The organism is Halosimplex marinum, assembly GCF_051414075.1.
Taxonomy (GTDB): Archaea; Halobacteriota; Halobacteria; order Halobacteriales; family Haloarculaceae; genus Halosimplex; species Halosimplex marinum.
Genome location: NZ_JBLKNY010000007.1, coordinates 228,138 through 247,421 on the forward strand (window position 1 = coordinate 228,138; position 19,284 = coordinate 247,421).

24 protein-coding genes and 2 tRNA genes are annotated in these 19,284 nt (G+C 66.1%); 9 read left to right on the top strand and 17 right to left on the bottom strand.

Features of this window, described 5'->3' with window-relative positions:
• Positions 1-13: 13 nt before the first annotated feature.
• Complete coding sequence (locus ACMGFI_RS19695) at positions 14-439, bottom strand: hypothetical protein (RefSeq protein WP_436911923.1); 426 nt, start codon at positions 437-439, stop codon at positions 14-16.
• A 398-nt stretch (positions 440-837) separates the two neighbouring features.
• Here ACMGFI_RS19695 and ACMGFI_RS19700 point away from each other — a divergent pair, with 398 nt between their 5' ends.
• Positions 838-1,839 (top strand): DUF7961 domain-containing protein, encoded by a 1,002-nt coding sequence (locus tag ACMGFI_RS19700; protein ID WP_436911924.1) that lies wholly within the window; start codon positions 838-840, stop codon positions 1,837-1,839.
• 220 nt (positions 1,840-2,059) lie between these two features.
• Here ACMGFI_RS19700 and ACMGFI_RS19705 read toward each other — a convergent pair whose 3' ends face one another.
• The 8 genes from ACMGFI_RS19705 to ACMGFI_RS19740 form a co-directional block, all read right to left on the bottom strand.
• Positions 2,060-2,317, bottom strand: coding sequence for a type II toxin-antitoxin system HicA family toxin (locus ACMGFI_RS19705; RefSeq protein WP_436911926.1), 258 nt, complete (start codon positions 2,315-2,317; stop codon positions 2,060-2,062).
• 11 nt (positions 2,318-2,328) lie between these two features.
• Entirely contained in the window at positions 2,329-2,850 is a 522-nt protein-coding gene (locus ACMGFI_RS19710; RefSeq protein WP_436911928.1) for a type II toxin-antitoxin system HicB family antitoxin, read from the bottom strand.
• 1 nt (position 2,851) lies between these two features.
• Positions 2,852-3,523, bottom strand: coding sequence for a hypothetical protein (locus ACMGFI_RS19715; RefSeq protein ID WP_436911930.1), 672 nt, complete (start codon positions 3,521-3,523; stop codon positions 2,852-2,854).
• Positions 3,516-3,959 (bottom strand): hypothetical protein, encoded by a 444-nt coding sequence (locus ACMGFI_RS19720; RefSeq protein WP_436911931.1) that lies wholly within the window; start codon positions 3,957-3,959, stop codon positions 3,516-3,518. Before ACMGFI_RS19720 ends, ACMGFI_RS19715 begins: the two co-directional genes overlap by 8 nt.
• Positions 3,960-4,027: 68 nt before the next feature.
• Positions 4,028-4,204: transfer RNA gene (locus ACMGFI_RS19725), tRNA-Trp, on the bottom strand.
• A 54-nt stretch (positions 4,205-4,258) separates the two neighbouring features.
• On the bottom strand, positions 4,259-4,486 hold the full coding sequence (locus ACMGFI_RS19730; protein WP_135363546.1) for a DUF5795 family protein: 228 nt from the start codon (positions 4,484-4,486) through the stop codon (positions 4,259-4,261).
• A gap of 157 nt (positions 4,487-4,643) precedes the next feature.
• Positions 4,644-5,549, bottom strand: a complete 906-nt coding sequence (locus ACMGFI_RS19735) for a DUF5794 domain-containing protein (RefSeq protein ID WP_436911932.1) — start codon at positions 5,547-5,549, stop codon at positions 4,644-4,646.
• A gap of 5 nt (positions 5,550-5,554) precedes the next feature.
• A complete protein-coding gene (locus ACMGFI_RS19740; RefSeq protein ID WP_436911934.1) occupies positions 5,555-5,773 on the bottom strand; it encodes a DUF8099 family protein in 219 nt (72 codons plus the stop codon).
• A 270-nt stretch (positions 5,774-6,043) separates the two neighbouring features.
• On the opposite strand from ACMGFI_RS19740, the gene guaB reads away from it, so the two are divergent.
• On the top strand, positions 6,044-7,528 hold the full coding sequence (guaB, locus tag ACMGFI_RS19745) for an IMP dehydrogenase (RefSeq protein ID WP_436911935.1): 1,485 nt from the start codon (positions 6,044-6,046) through the stop codon (positions 7,526-7,528).
• Between the two features lie 25 nt (positions 7,529-7,553).
• On the opposite strand, the gene ACMGFI_RS19750 is transcribed toward guaB, so the two are convergent.
• Entirely contained in the window at positions 7,554-7,682 is a 129-nt protein-coding gene (locus tag ACMGFI_RS19750; RefSeq protein WP_281275763.1) for a hypothetical protein, read from the bottom strand.
• A 148-nt stretch (positions 7,683-7,830) separates the two neighbouring features.
• On the opposite strand from ACMGFI_RS19750, the gene ACMGFI_RS19755 reads away from it, so the two are divergent.
• Positions 7,831-8,259, top strand: a complete 429-nt coding sequence (locus tag ACMGFI_RS19755) for a GNAT family N-acetyltransferase (protein ID WP_436911938.1) — start codon at positions 7,831-7,833, stop codon at positions 8,257-8,259.
• A gap of 15 nt (positions 8,260-8,274) precedes the next feature.
• Here ACMGFI_RS19755 and ACMGFI_RS19760 read toward each other — a convergent pair whose 3' ends face one another.
• Positions 8,275-9,000, bottom strand: coding sequence for a TOBE domain-containing protein (locus tag ACMGFI_RS19760; RefSeq protein ID WP_436911939.1), 726 nt, complete (start codon positions 8,998-9,000; stop codon positions 8,275-8,277).
• A gap of 64 nt (positions 9,001-9,064) precedes the next feature.
• Here ACMGFI_RS19760 and ACMGFI_RS19765 point away from each other — a divergent pair, with 64 nt between their 5' ends.
• From ACMGFI_RS19765 to ACMGFI_RS19780, 4 genes are all read left to right on the top strand, one after another.
• Positions 9,065-10,087: an extracellular solute-binding protein gene (locus ACMGFI_RS19765; RefSeq protein ID WP_436911941.1), complete on the top strand. Its 1,023-nt coding sequence runs from the start codon at positions 9,065-9,067 to the stop codon at positions 10,085-10,087.
• Positions 10,062-10,856: a molybdate ABC transporter permease subunit gene (locus tag ACMGFI_RS19770; RefSeq protein WP_436911942.1), complete on the top strand. Its 795-nt coding sequence runs from the start codon at positions 10,062-10,064 to the stop codon at positions 10,854-10,856. The genes ACMGFI_RS19765 and ACMGFI_RS19770 overlap by 26 nt, the downstream gene beginning before the upstream one ends.
• A gap of 67 nt (positions 10,857-10,923) precedes the next feature.
• On the top strand, positions 10,924-11,355 hold the full coding sequence (locus ACMGFI_RS19775; protein WP_436911943.1) for a DUF5807 family protein: 432 nt from the start codon (positions 10,924-10,926) through the stop codon (positions 11,353-11,355).
• A 15-nt stretch (positions 11,356-11,370) separates the two neighbouring features.
• Entirely contained in the window at positions 11,371-12,420 is a 1,050-nt protein-coding gene (locus ACMGFI_RS19780) for a phosphotransferase family protein (protein WP_436911945.1), read from the top strand.
• 2 nt (positions 12,421-12,422) lie between these two features.
• On the opposite strand, the gene ACMGFI_RS19785 is transcribed toward ACMGFI_RS19780, so the two are convergent.
• Both ACMGFI_RS19785 and ACMGFI_RS19790 read right to left on the bottom strand, forming a co-directional pair.
• Positions 12,423-13,514, bottom strand: coding sequence for a DHH family phosphoesterase (locus ACMGFI_RS19785; RefSeq protein ID WP_436911947.1), 1,092 nt, complete (start codon positions 13,512-13,514; stop codon positions 12,423-12,425).
• Between the two features lie 266 nt (positions 13,515-13,780).
• Entirely contained in the window at positions 13,781-14,230 is a 450-nt protein-coding gene (locus tag ACMGFI_RS19790) for a universal stress protein (protein WP_436911950.1), read from the bottom strand.
• A 166-nt stretch (positions 14,231-14,396) separates the two neighbouring features.
• On the opposite strand from ACMGFI_RS19790, the gene ACMGFI_RS19795 reads away from it, so the two are divergent.
• Complete coding sequence (locus ACMGFI_RS19795; RefSeq protein WP_436911952.1) at positions 14,397-14,834, top strand: universal stress protein; 438 nt, start codon at positions 14,397-14,399, stop codon at positions 14,832-14,834.
• 33 nt (positions 14,835-14,867) lie between these two features.
• Here the strand turns inward: ACMGFI_RS19795 and ACMGFI_RS19800 are convergent, their stop codons facing one another.
• The 4 genes from ACMGFI_RS19800 to ACMGFI_RS19815 all read right to left on the bottom strand — a co-directional run bounded on the left by ACMGFI_RS19800 (position 14,868) and on the right by ACMGFI_RS19815 (position 18,554).
• A complete protein-coding gene (locus ACMGFI_RS19800) occupies positions 14,868-15,395 on the bottom strand; it encodes a GNAT family N-acetyltransferase (RefSeq protein WP_436911953.1) in 528 nt (175 codons plus the stop codon).
• Complete coding sequence (locus tag ACMGFI_RS19805; RefSeq protein ID WP_436911955.1) at positions 15,392-15,757, bottom strand: universal stress protein; 366 nt, start codon at positions 15,755-15,757, stop codon at positions 15,392-15,394. The genes ACMGFI_RS19800 and ACMGFI_RS19805 overlap by 4 nt, the downstream gene beginning before the upstream one ends.
• Before the next feature lie 224 nt (positions 15,758-15,981).
• Positions 15,982-17,937, bottom strand: coding sequence for an ABC transporter ATP-binding protein (locus tag ACMGFI_RS19810; RefSeq protein WP_436911957.1), 1,956 nt, complete (start codon positions 17,935-17,937; stop codon positions 15,982-15,984).
• Between the two features lie 101 nt (positions 17,938-18,038).
• Complete coding sequence (locus ACMGFI_RS19815) at positions 18,039-18,554, bottom strand: DUF192 domain-containing protein (RefSeq protein ID WP_436911959.1); 516 nt, start codon at positions 18,552-18,554, stop codon at positions 18,039-18,041.
• A gap of 89 nt (positions 18,555-18,643) precedes the next feature.
• Between ACMGFI_RS19815 and ACMGFI_RS19820 the strand changes: the two genes are divergently transcribed.
• Positions 18,644-18,717 (top strand) — tRNA-Val (locus tag ACMGFI_RS19820).
• Positions 18,718-19,284 lie beyond the last annotated feature (567 nt).

The window sequence follows — 19,284 nt, forward strand, 5'->3', positions numbered from 1 at the left end:
CGGCCCCGCCGGATCACGTCTCGACGGAGAGCGTAGCGGGACACTCCGGGGCGGGGTCGCCGATCCACTCGATATCGAACCCCGTCCGTCCGAGTTGCTCTATCTCTACCCGCCGGTGACAGGACCCCCCACGAGTGTCGAGCCTGACGTAGTACAGCCCGGACTCTCCCGTCGTGTGGACCGTCGACTCGCCCGCGTCGACCGTCGTCTCCACGACGGTCTCGGTCGGTCCGGGTTCCACTCGCTGGACCGTGACCTCGACGGGGGTCACGCCCTCGGCACCGGAGAATCGGATCGACGCCCCCGGGTCGTCCGGCTGGAGCTGTACGTTCGGAAATACGACGAGTCCGACCAGGGCGCTGACGACCAGGATAGCGGCGAGGCCGACGAACCACGCCCTCTCGCTGTCGGGACCGATCGGCAGGCCGAACGCCGTCACCGGTCACACCCCCGGCTCGTCGCGGGCAGTTCCCGCGACCGGGACCAGCCGCCCAGCGCGGCCGCCGCTCGAACCCGCTCGGGCGTTGCGACGTGCCGAAGATGGTGCCAGTTCTGGCATGTGTTCGGACTTTGAATTGGATATTATAAGTATTTTCTGCTGTATTTCTATATAGTATTAACAAATACGAGACCTAATTCCGGTCTCGTTTCAGACTGTGGGGTGAGTATCGTTCGGACGGAGTTGACTTCGAAGTGGTACGGTGGTAGGTCCAAGCGAGGTTGGAGCGGGAGGTCGGTGTATCATCGGCCCGAACGAAACGTGACCGATATCGCAGAGTGCGAACGTCTGTAGAGTGAACGTGAAAGTATAAATCGAATGCCGTTACTGACTCTGATGTGTATCAGTATATTCCGGACGGGATCGACAGAGTGCGGGCGGACTATCAGGCGGAGAAGCAGGGAGCGGAGGACAAGGACGCGAAGCGAGTCGGCAATCTGGGAGAGCTGGCCTTCGAGCAGTTCTGTCGCGAGTACCTGCCTGCGGAGATGTGGGAGTGGGAGAACGAGGACGCGATCCGACGGTGCAATCCCGAAAGCTTCTCCGGCCACGATTTCGAGGTCTTCGGCTACGAGGTCGACGTGAAGACCTCCCGGGACGTGTCCGCGTTCCTGCCGAAATCGCTGATAGAGAACGATTCGGAGGACGATATCATCGTGATGGCGTGGCACCGGGACAACGAGGATTCCCTGATTCTACTCGGCTGGGAGCACGTCCAGACGCTGGAGTCCAAGGTCCAGACGCAGGAGGAGTTCTCGGGCGACGAGTCGGAGAAGTTGAAGCACCTGGCGTCGAGGCCGATGAACGATCGCCAGGACCTCGGGCCGAACATGGCGAACATGAACCAGAAGCCCGAGAACCCGTTCGAGCCGGGTGACCGGGTGGAAAAGAAGGGTGAAGAAGATCCTTCGGTGGGGGTCATCGTCGAGGTGCTACCTCCGGAGACGCAAATCGAACTTTACGGTCAGGAACTGGACGGCGAGGGTGTTCGGGTCGCGTTTCCGAGTTCACTGGACGAGGGCCCTGCGGATTGGCGGGAGTTCGACCGTGCGCTTCTATCCTCCTACTGTGACGATCAGGATGTGAGTCTCTATACCTACAAGCATGACAACCTGAAATTTGCTGAGAATCCATTCGCTGTGGGCGATTACGTCATCAAGCCGTCGCACGACGATCCCGATATTGCAGTCGTTGTCGAATGCGGGGAAGAGGTTACCGTCACGTTCGAGAGCCAGTTGGGGAGCGAGGTAGAACCAGCAAACCTCAAGGACCACTGTAACGAGAACGGAGTTTCGACGTACAGTTACGAGCCTTCAGTCCTCGAATTTGCGGGTTTCTAGGAAGTGGTCGGACTATTATAATAGATGCTGAAAACCGACATACTATTCCGGTGGATCACCTTCCGAACTGGAGCCTCACACCGATCAGGGCAACTAATCCATTCGTCCAGCATCATGCACCACGACCAATACGAGAGGGATGTAAAAGAGAGCCAGCCATCAGTGACGTGAAAGTGAAGTTCAGGTAGTCATGTGGATTGGTGCTAGGGGGATAGGATGGTCAACAGTTACTCTCAATCCAATCACAAAATTCCGACAGACTGTCAGCACCCGCGTCTTCTGCGATCCCATCAAGGGTACCAATTGAAAGAGAATCATGGAGAGGGATACTAACTGTGCGCGTATCTGATGAATGAGCCTCTGGTGGGTCCCATTTTAGAATCACATGGTCACCAGTAGTACGAATGTGCTGCCAGCTTACAGAAGAATTCATCATACCTTTATAAACATCTTCACCCGAATAATCCCGAGAAGACATTCAAATGACAATTACTGTAGAAAATCAGGGATATCTTCTTCATCAGAACTTCCTCCGTCATCTGGATCAGCTCCCAAGTCCCTGATCTCTTCTTCAGTAGGTGTATGTCCCGCCTCACCCTGTACCGCTGCAATCACTCTTCCAAGGCTATTGAGGGCTTGGACGACAGTGGAACCCTGAGCAGTCAATTCCCACTCAAGATCTCTGGCAGTCCACTGACCATCGGGATTACGGTGAACCTCAGGATCTTCTAAATAGTCTTCCCAAACAACCTCTGAACCTTCCTCTTGAGCCGAAACATTCTCATCGGTGATGTCAGACCAAGTGGGGAATTGATTTGAAACGATTTCACCTGCCTTACTGGCCCAAGCATTTATATCTTCAAATGTATTTTCTTCTCCTTTATCAGAACTTTCTTCAGAAAAATCTGGCTCAATTTCGTCGGGAGTTTCTCTAACGTCATCCTTGTGACGATCAAATGAACCACGCTTCCAAAGGTTAGAGGTCCTATTTGAGGATTTGACTGTAGTCATGTTATTCTTCTACCTCACCTTCTTCTGTAATTTCAGCCTTAATCTCCTCAAGATCTTCGATCAACATATCTACCCACCTCGGATTGATCTCCTCTATTGCTTCTTCTCCAAAACGATCAATCGCATCAGTCTGTCTTTCCAATAGGCCACCCACTAATCTAAGATTGCTGTTTAAGCTTGTAGAGATTTCTATTATTTCGTCATGCCTGAGACCAAGATGATGATTTAGACCAATATTCTCGCCATCACGGACCACAAGATCAGTTTCTAATTTATGCCAGTAATCATTCCCCTGAAATTCTCTAATAGCTGGCATTTGTGCTTCAGAACTATATTTAGAGGACAAGCGGCTGATTACTGTTTTCAGGCGGTTTGATGCACCGTTTTCAGAAAGGTGATCATATACAGATAATTCCCCCTCAGAGACCACATAGAGTATCGCATGTGCTAATTCGTGGCTAGGAGAATCAGAAGAGAGCTGGGATCGAAGGGCAAATTCAACCCCGTGGACAACATCCTCTCTAGTTAGCGGATATGAAGCCTTCTTGAGGTTCTCTTCCAAAGCTGAATCAACAACCTCCTCACATTTGATTAATTCGTCCTCGTACTCTACGACCAACGCAAATGGGTCATCAAATGCTTTCTCCGAATTTTCCCCATTGGTCTCACTCATTGTAGTATAGAATTGCGGCCCCATACATAAATCTCCAGGGAGTCAAACCCATTGAAGTATAAGAATTTTTAGACTCATATTTGCGATTTGCTTTCCGCTCGGCCTCCCATTGAGGGGGGCGCTCGCAGGCTCGTTCGCTATGAAGTAATATCGAATTGAGCTTGCTCGTCAGGTTCGTACGTACCGGCGACCGGCGGAACCGGGTCGAGCGTATACGCGAGATCGTCGGGTTCGCCATCGACGAGATCACGTAGAACTCTGCGGAGTATTCCACCTCGTCGAGACCAGTCTCTCTGGCGCGCTGCACGATGATATGGTCGGCGTGTTCTCGAATCGGTGGCGCGATGTCGTAGCCGTCCTCGCGGTAGCCGATCACGAACATACGCAGCCCGAGTTTCGCTTTGAACGTCACCAGCGGGTAGAACTCGCTGTTCAACTCGCAGCTCAGACCCACGAAAAATGAGAACGAGTAACGGTTACACTACGCGATGTTTAAATACGGTATGGGGTCGGAGGGATTTGAACCCCCGATCGACTGATATCTCCGGTAGCGCCTCGGAACTCCAGAGGGTCATCACAGGGTCAGTGATCAGCCGACCCGTTCAGTATATCAGCTGGAGTGTCGTCCCGGGCGCCGTTGCCTCTGGAGTCAGTCGCCATGCCGGACTTGGCCACGACCCCGCCTGCATCACCGGATAAGCCCAATTCCACTAAAGGGGTTTCGGTCTCCCGCAGTCAGTCCTCGTCGGTCTCGGCCCAGTCGCACTCCTGGCACTTGTAGCCCGTGACGAACGACGTGACCCCGGGCATATAGCCGACCTTCAGCACGTTCTCGCCGCACTCGGGACAGTCCCGGTCGGCGTCCTCGATGGCCTCGGCGTCCATGACCGACTCGCCCTCGATCAGTTCGGCCAGGCGCTTTGGGGTGACCATCCGCCCCTGCACGACGCGATTGTCTGCCATACCTGTCCATCGCCGCGCCCGCCCGTAAGCCCTTCCACTCGTCTCCAGGAACAGCGGTCGCATCGGCGAGAGCAGTGAGTAGAACGCGCTGTGGTCTCGGGATCAGCAGCACCGCGAGTTCAACAGCGGTGCGGTCGCCGTCACCTCGGACGAGAACTCACAGCCAGGGCGCGCGTTCGTCCTCGGCGGTGACGTAGTCGGAGACGCGGCCGGGGACCGATTCCGACTCGTCGTCGGGGTCTTCCGGCTCGGATTCGGCGTCTTCGGGTTCGCCACCGTCCGCAACTGCGGCATCGTCAGACACGTCGCCCGGGACGGCGTCGTAGTCGCGGTCGCCGTCGGGGTCGAAGGCGAACAGCGCGGTGACGCCCAGCACCGCCAGTGCGATGGGGGCGTCACCCGGAACGAAGCCGAAGATCGACAGCGGGAGGACGCCGAGGGCGACGGCGCTGCCGAAGCGGAAGCGGTCGATGTCGACGACGGCGCGGAGCCATGGGCCCAACAGTGCGACGGCGAGCGCGAAGCCGACGCCGACGCCGGCCGCGGCGACCGCCCGCGCGACGAGTTCGGGGTCGGTGGTCACCGACAGCGAGAGGCCGCTCGGGTCGAAACTCGCGACGAGGCCGAGAGCGACGATGACGGCGGGCCGGGGGAGGTACTCGCCGACGCGTGCGCTGGCGGTCTTGGCGGCGACGGTCAGGATGACGAGGCCCGCGAACCGGGAGAACACCGGCATGTTCAGCATATCGCGGATGGTCGGCGCGAGGGCGGCCTCGACGGCCGCGACCGGGATCAGGACCGCGCCGACGCCGAGGATGGCCGTCGCGACCTCCCGGCGGGAGCCGTCCATCTCGGCGAGGACGACGGCGACGGTGGCGCTGCCGCCGAAGATGAGCAGGCCGACCTCGAGGATTCCGATGGGATCGCCGAGCGCGCCCGCGAGGACGAGCGCGGGGAAGATACCGTCGACCAGCGGGAGACACATGATGGTCGCGAGGAGCTTCGTCGCACCGCCGACGCGCCGCTCGACGGTGAGTGCGACCGGGTGTTGGGAGCTACTCATACCGCTCAGGCGTGGCCGTCTCCCGTGGCCAGTGGGTGGTCCGACCTGCGATACGCGCACCAGCGGCGGGGCGGATCCTGCCACTGGTTCGCACCGAAGTTCGCGGTCGGTTTCTCCGCGAAGTCCCGTTTGAAGAAGTCGGCAGAAGCTGTGAACGCGACGCCCGGTGCGTCGCGAGCAGTCTTCTGACCGATGCCAGCGATGGCGGGACTGGCGGAGTCCATATCCATCACTATTTTCCAGTCGGGTATAAGAATTGCGTGAGAGACGGCCACATACGGCGCGACCTCGTCGAATCGCCCGTCGTGAGGGGCGAATCCGCGGACACAGCGGGCGAACTCGTAGACGATCGAGGCGAATAGCTCGTCGACATAGCCGAACGTCCGTTCGGTAGCGGTCTCGGATCGCCGGACCGTGGCGGTGGCGTCCCGGGAACGGCTGGCACGGAGCGGGCGTCTCGCAACGTTTTTGGGCCGGCGGGGGCGACGGTTTACATGGCGAACGATCCCGAACCTTTCTCGGAGAAACTCCGCGTACCGGAGGCGCTGACGTTCGACGACGTGCTCCTGCGGCCGAAGGAGAGCCGCGTCGAGCCCGACGACGCCGACACGACGACACGGGTCTCGAAGAACGTCCAGCTACAGGTGCCGGTCCTCTCGGCAGCGATGGACACCGTCACTGAGAGCGAGATGGCTATCGCGATGGCCCGGGAGGGCGGCCTGGGCGTCATGCACCGCAACATGGACGTCGACGAGATGGTCGCGGAGATCGAGCGCGTCAAGCGCGCCGACGAGCTCATCATCCGCGACGTGGTGACGGCCTCGCCGGACCAGACCGTCCGGGAGGTCGACGAGATGATGGCCCGCGCGGGCGTCTCCGGCGCGCCGGTCGTCAGCGACGACGACGAGGTGCTCGGGATCATCTCGGGGACGGACATCCGCCCGTACCTCGAAGTGGGCGAGTCCGACGAGGTGCGCGAGGCGATGACCGACGAGGTCATCACCGCGCCGGAGGACGTGACCCCGCGCGAGGCGCTCGAACTCATGTACGAGCACAAGATCGAACGGGTCCCCATCGTCGACGACGGGGACCGGCTCATCGGGCTCATCACGATGCAGGGCATCCTCCAGCGCCGCGAGTACGACGCGGCCGCCCGCGACGAGGACGGCGCCCTCCGGGCGGGCGTCGCCGTCAGCCCGTTCGAGGCCGAGCGCGCCGAGGCCGCCGACGAGGCCGGCGCCGACGTGCTGTTCATCGACACGGCTCACGCGCACAACCTCAACGTCATCGAGGGCGCCCGCGAGATCAAAGAGTCCGTCGACGCCGACGTGGTCGTCGGCAACATCGGCACCCGCGAGGCCGCCGAGGCCGTCATCGACTTCGCGGACGGGGTCAAGGTCGGCATCGGCCCCGGTTCGATCTGTACGACCCGCGTCGTCACCGGCGCCGGGATGCCCCAGATCACCGCCGTCGCGCAGGTCGCCGACGTGGCGAGCCAGCACGACGTGCCCGTCATCGCCGACGGGGGGATCCGCTACTCCGGCGACGCCATCAAGGCCGTCGCCGCGGGCGCGGACGCGGTCATGCTGGGGTCGTACTTCGCCGGCACCGACGAGGCGCCCGGTCGCGTCGTCACGATGAACGGCAAGAAGTACAAGCAGTACCGCGGCATGGGCTCGGTCGGCGCGATGTCCGAGGGCGGCGGCGACCGCTACCTGAAAGAGGAGGACGAGGAGGAGGAGTTCGTCCCCGAGGGCGTCGAGGCGGCGACCCCCTACAAGGGGTCGCTGGCCTCCGAACTCCACCAGCTCGTCGGCGGGATGCAGTCGGGCATGGGTTACGTCGGCGCCGAGACCATCCCGGAGTTCAAGCGCCGCGCCGAGTTCGTGAAGGTCTCGTCGGCGGGCCAGCAGGAGAGCCACCCCCACGACGTGATGATCACCGACGAGGCGCCCAACTACAGTCCGGACGACGCCTGACGAGGCCCCGGAGATCCGGTTTCGGTCAGTTCAGCCCCTTCCCGTCCGACAGACACCGCGGGCTGCAGTAGGTGTCGGTCGCCGCCCGAGCGCTGTCGTGCGCGACGAACGATTCGCCACACTGTTCGCACTCGTAGGTCTCGAAGTCCGACATACCACCCGAGAGATAGGTGCGCGACCGGCAAAAAATCAACGGGGCTCCGCCGACGGCGGCCGGTCTCCCGTCGAACGAGTGGTGCGGCTCGCTCCGCCGGCTCGCCGCGACCGCAATTCTCAGGGCCGTCCGGCCCCCTCCGTCCCCCATGAGCGTCGACGTTCGCGTCGCCGACGGCGAGGCTGACCGCGAGGCCGCCCTCGCGGTCCGGCGGGAGGTCTTCGTCGAGGAACAGGGCGTCCCGGAGGACATCGAGATGGACGGGAACGAGGACGAGGCGGTCCACTTCGTCGCCGTCGACGACGACCCCGTCGGCGCGGCGCGGCTCCGGGAGGTCGACCCGGGCGTCGGCAAGGTCGAGCGCGTGGCCGTCCTCGCCGACCGCCGCGGCGAGGGGATCGGCCGCGACCTGATGGACAAACTGGAGGCGACGGCCGCCGACCGGGGGATCGAGCGACTGACGATGCACGCCCAGACCCACGTCGAGGAGTTCTACGAGCGACTCGGGTACGAACGGACCAGCGACGTGTTCGAGGAGGCAGGCATCGATCATGTCGAGATGGAGAAGGAGCTCTGAGCCGAGTCCCCGCCCTTACTCGTCGGTCGTGCGGTCTCGGTCGTCCCGCACGCCCGCACCGGGCGCGGCGGTCGCGCGCGTCGCGGTGGCCTTGAACGAGGCGACCACGTCAGTGCCCCGCTCCAGACCGAGCCGTTCGAGGCTCGTCTCGGTGACTCGCACCGCCAGCGGGTCGTCCGCGCCCACGTCGAGACGGACCAGCGCCGTCCCGTCGCCGCGGTCGACATCGGTTACTCGACCCCGGAACCGGTTGCGCGCGCTCGTCTCGTCGCCCCCGGGAGCGCTCTCGGGGTCGTGTAGCGTCACCGCGTCCGAGCGGAAGGCCACCCGCACGTCGTCGGCGGCGGTCAGCGCGAGCGCCCGGACGGTCCCGGCGTCGGTCTCGACGGTGGCGAGGTCGCCCTCCCGTTCCGTGACCCGGCCGTCGAGGACGAGCCGTTCGGTGGCGGCCGTCCCACCGAGCGCGGCCCGCAGGCGGTCGAACTCGGCGAGGAGTTCGCGGGCCTCGTCGGTCAGGCGACTGCCGCCGCCCTCGCTCCCGCCGCGGCGGCGCTCGACCAGCGGCCCGGCGGCGTCCTCCAGGTCGCCGACCCGGGCGTGGGCCCGCGAGTACGAGCGCCCGAGCGCCGAGGCAGCGGCGTTGAGCGACCCCTCCGCGGCCACCGCGCGCAACAGCGCCGCGTCGCGCTCGTCGAAGGTCTCCCCGCCGACCCGCAGGTGCGCCTCGAACCCCGCGTCCATACCGGCGAGTCGGCCCCACCGACCAAAATCGTTATGTCTCGACCGACACAACGTCGATATGTCTATGCCGACACAACGGTCCGACGGCGGACCCGTCGGTCCCGCCGATGCCGTCGACGCCGCCCGTGCGGACGGCGAGGGGGCCACCCGGCGCGGGTTCCTGGCCGGGCTCGGCGCGGCGGGAGCGGTCGGGCTGTCGGCGGGGCTGGGCGGCTGTGTCGGGAGCGTCGGAAGCATCGTCGGTGCGGACGGCGACGGCAACGGGGCCGCCGGCGTCGACGCCGGCAGGCGACCGGTGTCCGTTCTCGCAGCGGGAAGCCTCCAGCTGGCCTTCTCCGAAGGGTTGCGCGCGATGGTCGATCGACGGGTACAGGTGGAGGCTCACGGCTCCGTGACGGCCGCGCGACTCGTCGCCGAGGGCAAGCGTGACCCGGCCGTCGTCGCGCTGGCCGACACCGCGCTGTTCGACGGGCCGCTGGCCGCCGACTGGCACGCCGCGTTCGCGACGAACGCGCTCGTGGTCGCGTACGACGGCGACAGCGAGGTCGGCCGCCGCGTCGGATCGGCGGACCGCTGGTTCGACCCGCTGCTCGACGGCGACGCGACGCTCGGGCGGACCGACCCGGACCTGGACCCGCTGGGCTACCGCACGCTGTTCGCGCTCGACCTCGCCGGCGAGCACTACGACCGGCCGGGCCTGCGCGACGCCCTCGTCGACCCGCGGACCGTCTACCCCGAGACCTCGCTGCTCTCGCGGTTCGAGACCGGAGACCTCGACGCCGCCGTCGTCTACCGGAGCATGGCCGAGGACCGGGGCTACGACTACGTCGACCTCCCCGCCGAGATCGACCTGAGCGACCCCGCTCGGGCCGACGCGTACCGAGCGGTGAGCTACGACCTCCCGACCGGCGAGACCGTCCGGGGCGGTCCCATCGCCTACGGCGCCGTCGCCCGGCGCGCCGCCGACCGGGTCGCCGAGGCGTTCGAGACGCTCGTCGGCGGCGAATACCTGGACGACCACGGCTTCGCCGTCTCCGAGGCGTTTCCCGAGTACAGTGGTGATGTCCCGCGTGTCCACCGCCCGTGAATTCTCGCCGTGGGGGACGGCCGCGCCCCTGCTCGGTGGGCTGTTGCTCGTCCTCTACACCGTCCCGGTCGCGTGGTTGCTCGTCGCCCAGCCACCCGGTGCGGTCCTCGCGGCGCTGGACGCGCCGTTCGTCGTCGGCGCTGCCCGGAACACGCTCGTCTCGGCGTCGGTCAGCACCGCGCTGGCGACGCTGTTCGGCGTGCCGCTAGCCTACTGGCTCGCCCGCGCGCGGTTCCGCGGGCGGACGCTCGTCACCGCCGTCGTCGCGTTCCCGCTCGTGCTCCCGCCGGTCGTCAGCGGGATGGTCCTCCTGAGCGCGGTCGGGTCGGGCGGACTCGGCGGCCTGCTCGGCGTCGAGGTCACCGGGACCGTCGCGGGCGTCGTCCTCGCCCAGACGTTCGTCGCCTCGCCGTTCGTCGTCCTCACCGCCCGGAGCGCGTTCGAGCGCGTCGACGACGACGCCGAGGAGGCCGCCCGGACGCTCGGCGCGTCCGAGTGGGGAACCTTCCGGCGCGTGACTCTGCCGCTAGCCCGGCGGGGGATCCTCGCCGGGGTCACGCTCGCGTTCGCCCGTGCAGCGGGGGAGTTCGGCGCGACGCTCATGCTGGCGTACTACCCCCGCACGCTCCCGGTCCAGATCTGGGCTACCTTCCAGGGACGGGGCGTCGACGCCGCCTACCCCGTCGCCGTCGTCCTCCTCGCCCTCGCCTCGGGTGCGCTGGTTCTCATCAACCTCCTTGGAGAATCGGTATCGGTCGTCCCCGAGTGAACCGGGAGGACCCCGGCGAGCGGTCGGAGGCGCGTCCTTTTTCACCGCCGGACGACTCTCGGCGGACATGAGCGACCGCGAGGAGTTCCTGGCCGGCGAGCGCCCGGAGGACGTGTTCATGTACTTCGCCGACGACGCCGTCTCGGGGATCGACGCCCTGGCGGGCCACGGCGAGCGCGTCGACGACGGGGTCGTCCTCGTCGTCGAGGGCGACAGCGGCCGTAGCGCCTTCCAGCGCGCGACCGACCTGGACCCGATGGCGTTCGCCAAGCAGGCCATGCCCAACGAGGGGACCGTCGACGCCGACGCCACCGACGGGATCTGCCCCGATAGCGACGACACCGAGGGACCGCACGACGCCCGGTTCATTTTCGCCTTCGCCGAGGAACAGAACGAGGAGGTCGAGGGGCTCTACCAGGAGGGCGACGTGATCCACGCCTACGTCCAGTGTACCTGCGGCACCGCCTACTCCGAGAAGTGGCTCGCCGGCGAGAAGTAGGGCGTCCGCGCCGCGATGACCGACCCGAAGTACGGCCCCCGCGATCCGCTCCCGGACGACCAGGTCGCGGCCGCCGTCGCCGCCCTCCGCGCGGGCTGGACCGTCCTCGACGCCGAGCCGATGCCGGCCGGCAGCGATATCGTGTACGGCGTCACGGTTCGTGACGCGCGCGACCGGCGGCGCGAGGCCGTGCTGAAGTGCTTCCGGAGCGACGGCCCGGTCGACGGTCGCTCCCCGGAACGGTTCCTCGTCGAAGTCGACCTGCTCGAACTCGTCGGGCGGGAGACGGACATCCCCGTCCCGGAGGTCTACGGCACCTATCGCTCCCGGGACGGACTTCCCGGCCCCGCGTTCCTGATGGGGCGACTCCCCGGCGAGCCGCCGCTCGGGGTCGCCGTCGGCGGTCGGGAGGCCGCCGCGGAGCGACTTCTCCGCGAGTCGGGTCGGCTCCTCGCCCGGGTCCACGACCTGCGGTCGTTCGACGCGTTCGGCGACCTGGTCTCCCGGGACGGCGGTCCGGCCGTGCGTGACGGTCGAGCGACGTGGCCCGACAGGCTGCGCGACATCGTCGACGACTCGCTCGACGGGCTGGCCGGTACGCGCTTCGCGGGCCTGGAGGAGCCGCTCCGGGAGTACGCCGACGACCGGTTCGCCGAACTCGACCTCGCGGCCGACGCCGCGCTCCTGCACGGCGACTACCGGCCCGGGAACCTGCTCGCCGACCCCGACACGGGCGATCTCACCGCCGTCCTCGACTGGGGCGCGGCGCAGGCCGGTGACCCCCGATACGAACTGGCCTGGGCCGTCCGCGAGTTCTCCGGGCGGGCGCCCGTCGGTTCGGCCGACCGGGAGCGCGTTCGCGAGGCGTTCGTCGACGCGTACGAGGAAGGCAGAGCGGACGGGTTCGAGCGCGACGCGGCGTCCGAACGCCGACAGTCGTTCTACCTCGCGGCCACGTGGCTGGTCGAGTGCCGGTGGTTCGACGCCTGGTGGGGCGGCGCGGACGAGTCCGCGCGCGAGGCGCGGGCCGAGCGACTCCGGGAGAACGTGAGAGAACTGCGCTGAACTTACCGCTCGGTGTCGACGCCTTCCTCGTCCTCGGGCGGGAGCGCGCGGAAGGCGTCGAGGATGGCCTGTTTCGCGACCGCGCCGCGGGTCGTCCAGTGGTGGGCGTAGTCGAGCATGTCGTCGTAGATGTCGGGCTTGCACCCCGCAGCTCGGGGGTGGCCGCCGCCGTTGACCTGCTCGGCGACCTCGTGGGCGCGCTCGAAGCCCTCCGAGCCGCGGATCGAGGCGCTTCCCGCGGGCTTGACGATGACGGAGGCGTCGGCGCCCTCCCGGCGCATCGCTTCCGCGACCTCGTTTTGCGAGCAGCGGCCGTAGGTGACGCCGACGGTCCACTCGCCGACCTCCCGGAGTTCCCCGCGCTCGACGGCCTTCTCTATCAGGGCCTCTTTCTCGACGCGCTCCTCTTCGAGGAACTGTTCGACGGCCTCGGGGAAGTCGACGCCGTAGCGACGGATCACCCGGACGTACTCCTCCGGCTCGGCCCACATCGCGTAGTCGGCCAGGTCGTCGCTGCGCTCGTCCTCCTTGATCCACAGGTCGTGGTCCCGGGTGACTCGCGCGAGCGCCTCGAACTTCTCCGGGAAGCCGTAGTCGAGTTCGGCCAGGGCCACGTCGGTCGTGCAGACCTCGTCGGAGTCGCCGACGGTCAGGTCCACGCCGGCGGCCTCGACGGCGGCCGCGAGGTCGTCGTCCCACTGGTGGTGGTCGAACCAGCGGACCGTCGTCCGCTCGGCCAGCGCCTCGATCCCCGCGATGTCGCCCTCGCTGTCGGGACAGAGGTCGCAGATGAAGACGACCGCGTCGTGGGGGGCGTACTCGACGGCCCACTCGATGCTCTGTCGGAGTTCGTGGGGCCCCGAGGGGACCAGGGCGGCGTCGTCGCCGTGGACCTCGCGGACGAGCGCGACGCAACCGAGACCGTCGGCGTCGGTGTCCGCGATCACGACCGTCTCGGCGCCCGACAGCGCCTCGACGGCCTCGCTCTCTTTTTTCGTCTCGCGCAGCGAATCGGGGTAGAAGAAGCCCTCGCCCGGCAGGACCGACGTCCGTTCGAGCGGGAGCCGGTCGCCGTCGATGATCCGGTCGTCCATACGCCCGAGAGCGCCCGCGAGGGTATCAAGCCCCCGGTTGCGAACCCCACCGTCCTCGGTCGGAGTCCCCCGCGAGCACGGACTGCCCCCCGCGAGCACGGACTGCCCCCCGCGAGCACGGACTGCCCCCCGCGAGCACGGACCGCCCCGCCGCCCGCGGCGACGCCCTCCGAAGTCGGTCGCTCATACGGATTATTGCAAGCGTTTCCCGGGTCGACCGCACGCAGTCGTGCGGTCGATCCCGGAATGTCTTGCAATAATCCGTATCAGGCCTCGCCCGGTGCGACTTCGCCCTCGTCGAGCTGGCGGACGGTGAGGACGGGGCGGTCACAGCGGCGGACGACCGCCTCGGCGACGCTGCCGAGGACGAACCCGTGGTCGCCGTGGCGGCCGCGGGTGCCCAGCGCGACCGCGTCGGCGTCGACCTCCTCGGCGTAGTTGGTGATCTCGGTGCCCGGGCGGCCGTTGCGGACGGCCGTCTCGACCGACCCGTCGGTGCGCTCGCGCACGTCGTCGAGCGCCTCCTCGGCTGTTGCCTCCAGCGCGTCGACGAGTTCCTTCCTGAGTTCGTCCGGCGACGCCGCCACGTCCCCCCTGTCGACCACGTACAGCGCGTGGACCTCGGCCCCGAACTTCCCCGCGACGTCCAGCGCCACGTCGACGGCCCGCGAGGCGCTGTCGGAGCCGTCGGTCGCGATGACCACCGTATCGAACATGGTCGAGTGATCCGCGCCCAGTGATATAAACCACGCCATCCCTGACGGGGCGACGCTGCCCGGATCGCCGCCTCGCCGCCCGGATGCCGCCTCGCTCCGGCGGCGGTGCCGCCGCGACGGCCCGACCCCGGTGACTTTTTCCCCTCGCCCCACCGACCCGGAGACAATGACGCTGGACATCGAGCAGGTCCTCGTGCCGGTCGACGCGACGGACCAGGCCGAACGGGCGGTCCGCTACGGGCTCGCGATCGCAGACCGATACGACGCCGCGGTCCACGTGCTGCACGTGATCGACGAGCCGGTCAAACGGGGGATCGAGACCGGCGAGGTCGACCCCGAGGCGGTCGCCGACGAGCAGGTGTCGTTCGCCGACGACGCCGCGGAGTACGCCGACGACGTGTCGGTCACCCACTCGACGGTCGTCGGCTTCTCGCGGTCGCGGCTCCGCCAGCACCCCGGCAGCGCCATCCTCGACGTGGCCGAGGAGCTCCCCGCGGACTTCGTCGTCGTCCCACGGGAACACGGGACCGAACCCGACGAGACGCTCGGCAAGTCCGCGCAGTACGTCGTCGAGTACGCCAGCCAGCCGGTCCTCTCCGTGTAGCGCGCGGTCGGCTGACGACCGCGGCGGCGCCGCTCAGGACAGCCGGATCGCCATCTCCAGCTCGAAACTCTCGGCGTTGCTCGTCTCGAAGCCGAGCTTCTCGTACAGCGCGATGGCCGGCTCGTTCCAGCGCTCGACGGTGAGCCAGACCTTCCCGATGCCGGCCGCCTGCCCGGCCCCAAGCAACGCCTCCAGCAGCTTGGTCCCGATACCGGCGCTCTGGTAGTCGTGGAGGACGAACACGGCGAGTTCGTAGGCCTCCTCGCTGTCGGGGACGAGGATCGCGTGGCCGACCGGCGAGCCGTCGTGGACGGCGACGACGTTGACCGACTCCTCCGAGAGGAGCGTGTCGAGCCACTCGCGGACGGCCTCCTCCTTGACCGGCGGGATGCCCTGGGCGCGGTCGGCGGGGTCGAACGCGTCGTACATCTCGACCAGCCGCTCGAAGTCGTCGACGCCGCTCTCCTCGATGCGGATCTCTCGACCGTCCCCGTCGGTGAACGAGACCGGGGGTCGCGGGAACGAGTCGGCCGTCTCGTCGGGGTAGGTGCGTCCGGTCATCGAACGAGAGTCACCGTCGTGTCGGCGTTCAGCAGGACGAACTCGGCGACCTCGCCGAGTTCGATCTTTCCCATCGGGCTGCGCTGGCCGCCCCCGATGACGATGCGGTCGAACTCCTCGCGCTCGGCGTACTGCGAGAGCTGACTGCCGGGGTGGCCCGGGAGCTGGGTCACCTCGGCGTCGATGTCGGCCTCCGCTACGCGGTCGCGGATCCGCGACTCCACGTCGTCGACGTCGTAGTCCTCCGACGTGTCGAGGACGGCCACCGTCAGGTCGTCGCCCGCCTCGCGGGCGCGGGACAGCGTCTCGTCGAGCGCGTCGAACCCGTCCGGACTCCCGCCCATGCCCAGGAGGACCTTCATACCCGACGGTGCCACGTCCGAACGCAAAAAGCTTCCCGCCTGCGACCGCCCGGTCGACCCCGCGACGGGCGTCCCGGTGCCGGGACCCGGCGGACGACCCAGAGGCCACCCGCCGGACCGTCGCCCCGAACCGGCCGCGGGTCATACGGATTATTGCAAGTCATTCCGGGATCGACCGCACGCAGTCGTGCGGTCGACCCGGGAAACGCTTGCAATAATCCGTATCAGTCGTCGTCGCCCGCTTCGGCCTCTGCGTCGGCCTCGACCTGCGAGCGGCGCCGCGCCGCCCGCTCGACGAACTCCTCGGGCAGTTCGTCGATCTCGCCGGCCTGGACGGCCCAGAGCTTCGCGTAGAGGCCGTCCGCTTCCAGAAGGTCCTCGTGAGTGCCCCGCTCGACGATCGCGCCGTCCTCCAGCACGACGATCTTGTCCGCGTCCTTGATCGTCGACAGCCGGTGGGCGATGGCGAAGGTCGTCCGGTCGGCGGTCAGCTTGTCCAGCGACCGCTGGATCAGCATCTCCGTCTCCGTGTCCACGTCCGAGGTCGCCTCGTCGAGCACGAGGATGTCCGGGTCCTTGAGGATCGCCCGGGCCAGCGCGATCCGCTGGCGCTGGCCGCCCGACAGCTTCACGCCGCGCTCGCCGACCTTCGTGTCGTAGCCCTCCGGGAGGTTCCCGATGAACTGGTGGGCCTCGGCCATCTTCGCCGCCTCGACGATGTCCTCGCGGTCGGCGTCGAAGCTGCCGTACTCGATGTTCTCCTCGACGGTCCCGTAGAACAGGAACGTCTCCTGGCTGACGTAGCCCAGCGCCCGCCGCAGGCTCGGGATCGTCACCTCGCGCAGGTCCTCCCCGTCGATGCGGATGGCGCCCTCGTCCACGTCGTACATCCGCAGGAGCAGCTTCATCACCGTCGACTTCCCCGCGCCCGTGGGGCCGACCAGCGCGACCGTCTCGCCGCCCTCCACGTCGAAGGAGATGTCGTCGACGATGTCCTCGCTGTCGTCGTAGCCGAAGGACACGTCGTCGAACTCGACGTGGCCGTCCTCGACGACCAGTTCCTCGGCGTCGGGGTCCTCGACGATCCGGCTCGGCGTGTCCATCAGGCCGAAGATCCGCTCGCTGGAGGCGTAGGCCCGCTGGTACATGTTGATGATCTGCCCGAACTGCGCCATCGGCCAGATGAACCGCTGAGAGAGCAGGATGAACCCGACGAACTGCCCCTCGGTCAGCGCGCCCGTGAAGAACCACGGGGCGGTGCCGGTCGTCTGGTAGGACACCACCCAGATCCCGCCGATCAGGAACGTCGCGACGAAGCCGACGCCCGACAGCAGCCGGAGGCCCGGGAAGAACTTGATCCGCGTGTTGATCGCCGCCCAGTTGGCGTCGAAGTAGTCCTCGGAGACGTCCTCGACGCGGTCGGACTCGAAGCTCTCGGTGTTGGCCGTCTTGATGACCTGCACGCCGCCGAGGTTGTTCTCCAGCCGCGAGTTGAGCTGGCCGACTGACGACCGGACCTCCGCGTACTGGGGCTGGATCGTCTGGACGAACTTGTAGGTGAAGAATGCGATCATCGGGACGATCACCAGCGTCACCAGCGCGAGCTGCCAGTTCCAGTAGAGGAGGATCGCCGCGATGGCGACCACCATCACCGACAGCCGGAAGAAGGAGTTCATCCCGTCGTTGAGGAACCGCTCCAGCCGGTTCACGTCGTTCGAGAGGATCGACATCAGCTCGCCGGTCTGCTTGTCCGAGAAGAACTCCATGTTGAGCCGCTGCATCTTGTCGTAGGTGTCGGTCCGGACGTCGTGCTGGATGTTCTGGGCGAAGGAGTTCCACCCCCAGTTGCGCGTCCAGTGGAACGCCGCGCCGACCGTGAACGCCGCGCCGATGAGCCCGACGGTCACCCAGATCTGGGCCGTCGCCTCCGTCGGGAGCCACGCGTCGGGGACCAGCGGGAGGCTGAAGGAAGTCGTGTCTCGGAAGATCGCGTCGATCGCCAGTGTCAACAGAAGCGGGGGGAGGAGGTCCAGCACGCGAGCGAAGACGCTGCTGAACAGCCCGACGACGAACTGCGGGACGTTGTCGCGGCCGTACTCCGCGAACAGCCGGCGCATCGGCCGGTCGACCCGGTCGCGCACGTCGTCGAAGACCTCCTCCTCGTCGAGGTCTACACTCATCGGATACGCTCAGGGGACGAGGTTCCTAAAGCGCGTCGAAGCCGTGAGAGACGTTCCCGTATCGAAACACTCGCTCGGCGGGAGCCACCCCGTTCGTCGGCTCACCCGCTCACGTCGTGCGCCGCGTCGGGGACGGCGATCCGGTCCCCCACCTCGACGCCCGTCCGGTTGACCCACCCGCGGGGCACCTCCAGCACCCACTTCCCGCGGCCGCGATAGGTCTTCTCGTAGCTGTCCTCCGGGACCGCTGCGTGGTGGATCGTCGTGACGCGTTCGTCGGCGCCGACGAAGACGATATCGAGCGGGAACGCCATGTCACGCATCACGTACCCGTGATTCTCGGCTTCCTCGTGGACGAACAGCATCCCCTCGCCCATCGCCAGGTCGGAGGTGTTGCTGAGACCGAGGTAGCGCTTGGGGTCGGTGTCCGCGACGCGGGCCTCGACCGTCGCGAGTTCGGCCCCGTTCTCGTCGTAGGCCGTGACCGTCACTCGCTCGTAGTCGTCCGGGTCCGGCGGGTCCAACTGGTAGAGCAGGCCGGACTGGACCGCGTAGACGCCCCCGATCAGCAGCAGGAGACAGACCCCGAACCCCCAGACGACCCGACTGTCGACCATGGTCGGTCGAATGGTCGCCGTCGGCGTAAGCCTGCGGGTTCGACCGAGAGAGAAAGGGTTATTCCCACCCGGGCGGAAAATCGTGGCGAGGGTTCGTGGTCTAGTTGGTTATGACGCGGCCTTTACAAGGCCGAGACCGGTGGTTCAAATCCGCCCGAACCCATCCGATATATAAGGAAAGCGGCCGTCTCTGCCGCTTTTTCGACGAGTCCCCAAACTCTGCGATAGTATCCAGAGGGTAGACGCTTCGAACTGTCTGGTCATTCCTCTCGACTCGCGACGACGACAGCCCGGTGCTGTTCCCAAGTCAGAAGGGTGAGCGGATGACTGCAAGGCCATCAACGATGTTGTGAAGCGGCTCGCGACTCGCCCGGAGTGCGACCGCACACCTTCACCGGCCGCGGCGAGAGCGGTGACGTGACGGCGCACACGCTCCGCCACAGCGTCGCCTACCGGATGCTCTATTCCCACGCCGGATACACCTTCTACAACGTCAGGAACCGACTGCGGCACTCTCGGTTAGCTACGACAGAACAGAAGTATGACCACTTCGGTAGTGTCTAAATGAATAGCCGGCACTATTGGATGTTATCTCGGTACCAGTGACTCAGTTTCACTTTCACTTTGTGGTTAGATTACTTAGGAAGTGACGAGTAATTTTCAACCATGTACAGCCGAGGTCGAAAAACAACCGCCGCCCATAGGAGTAAACACCGACTCAAAGACAATG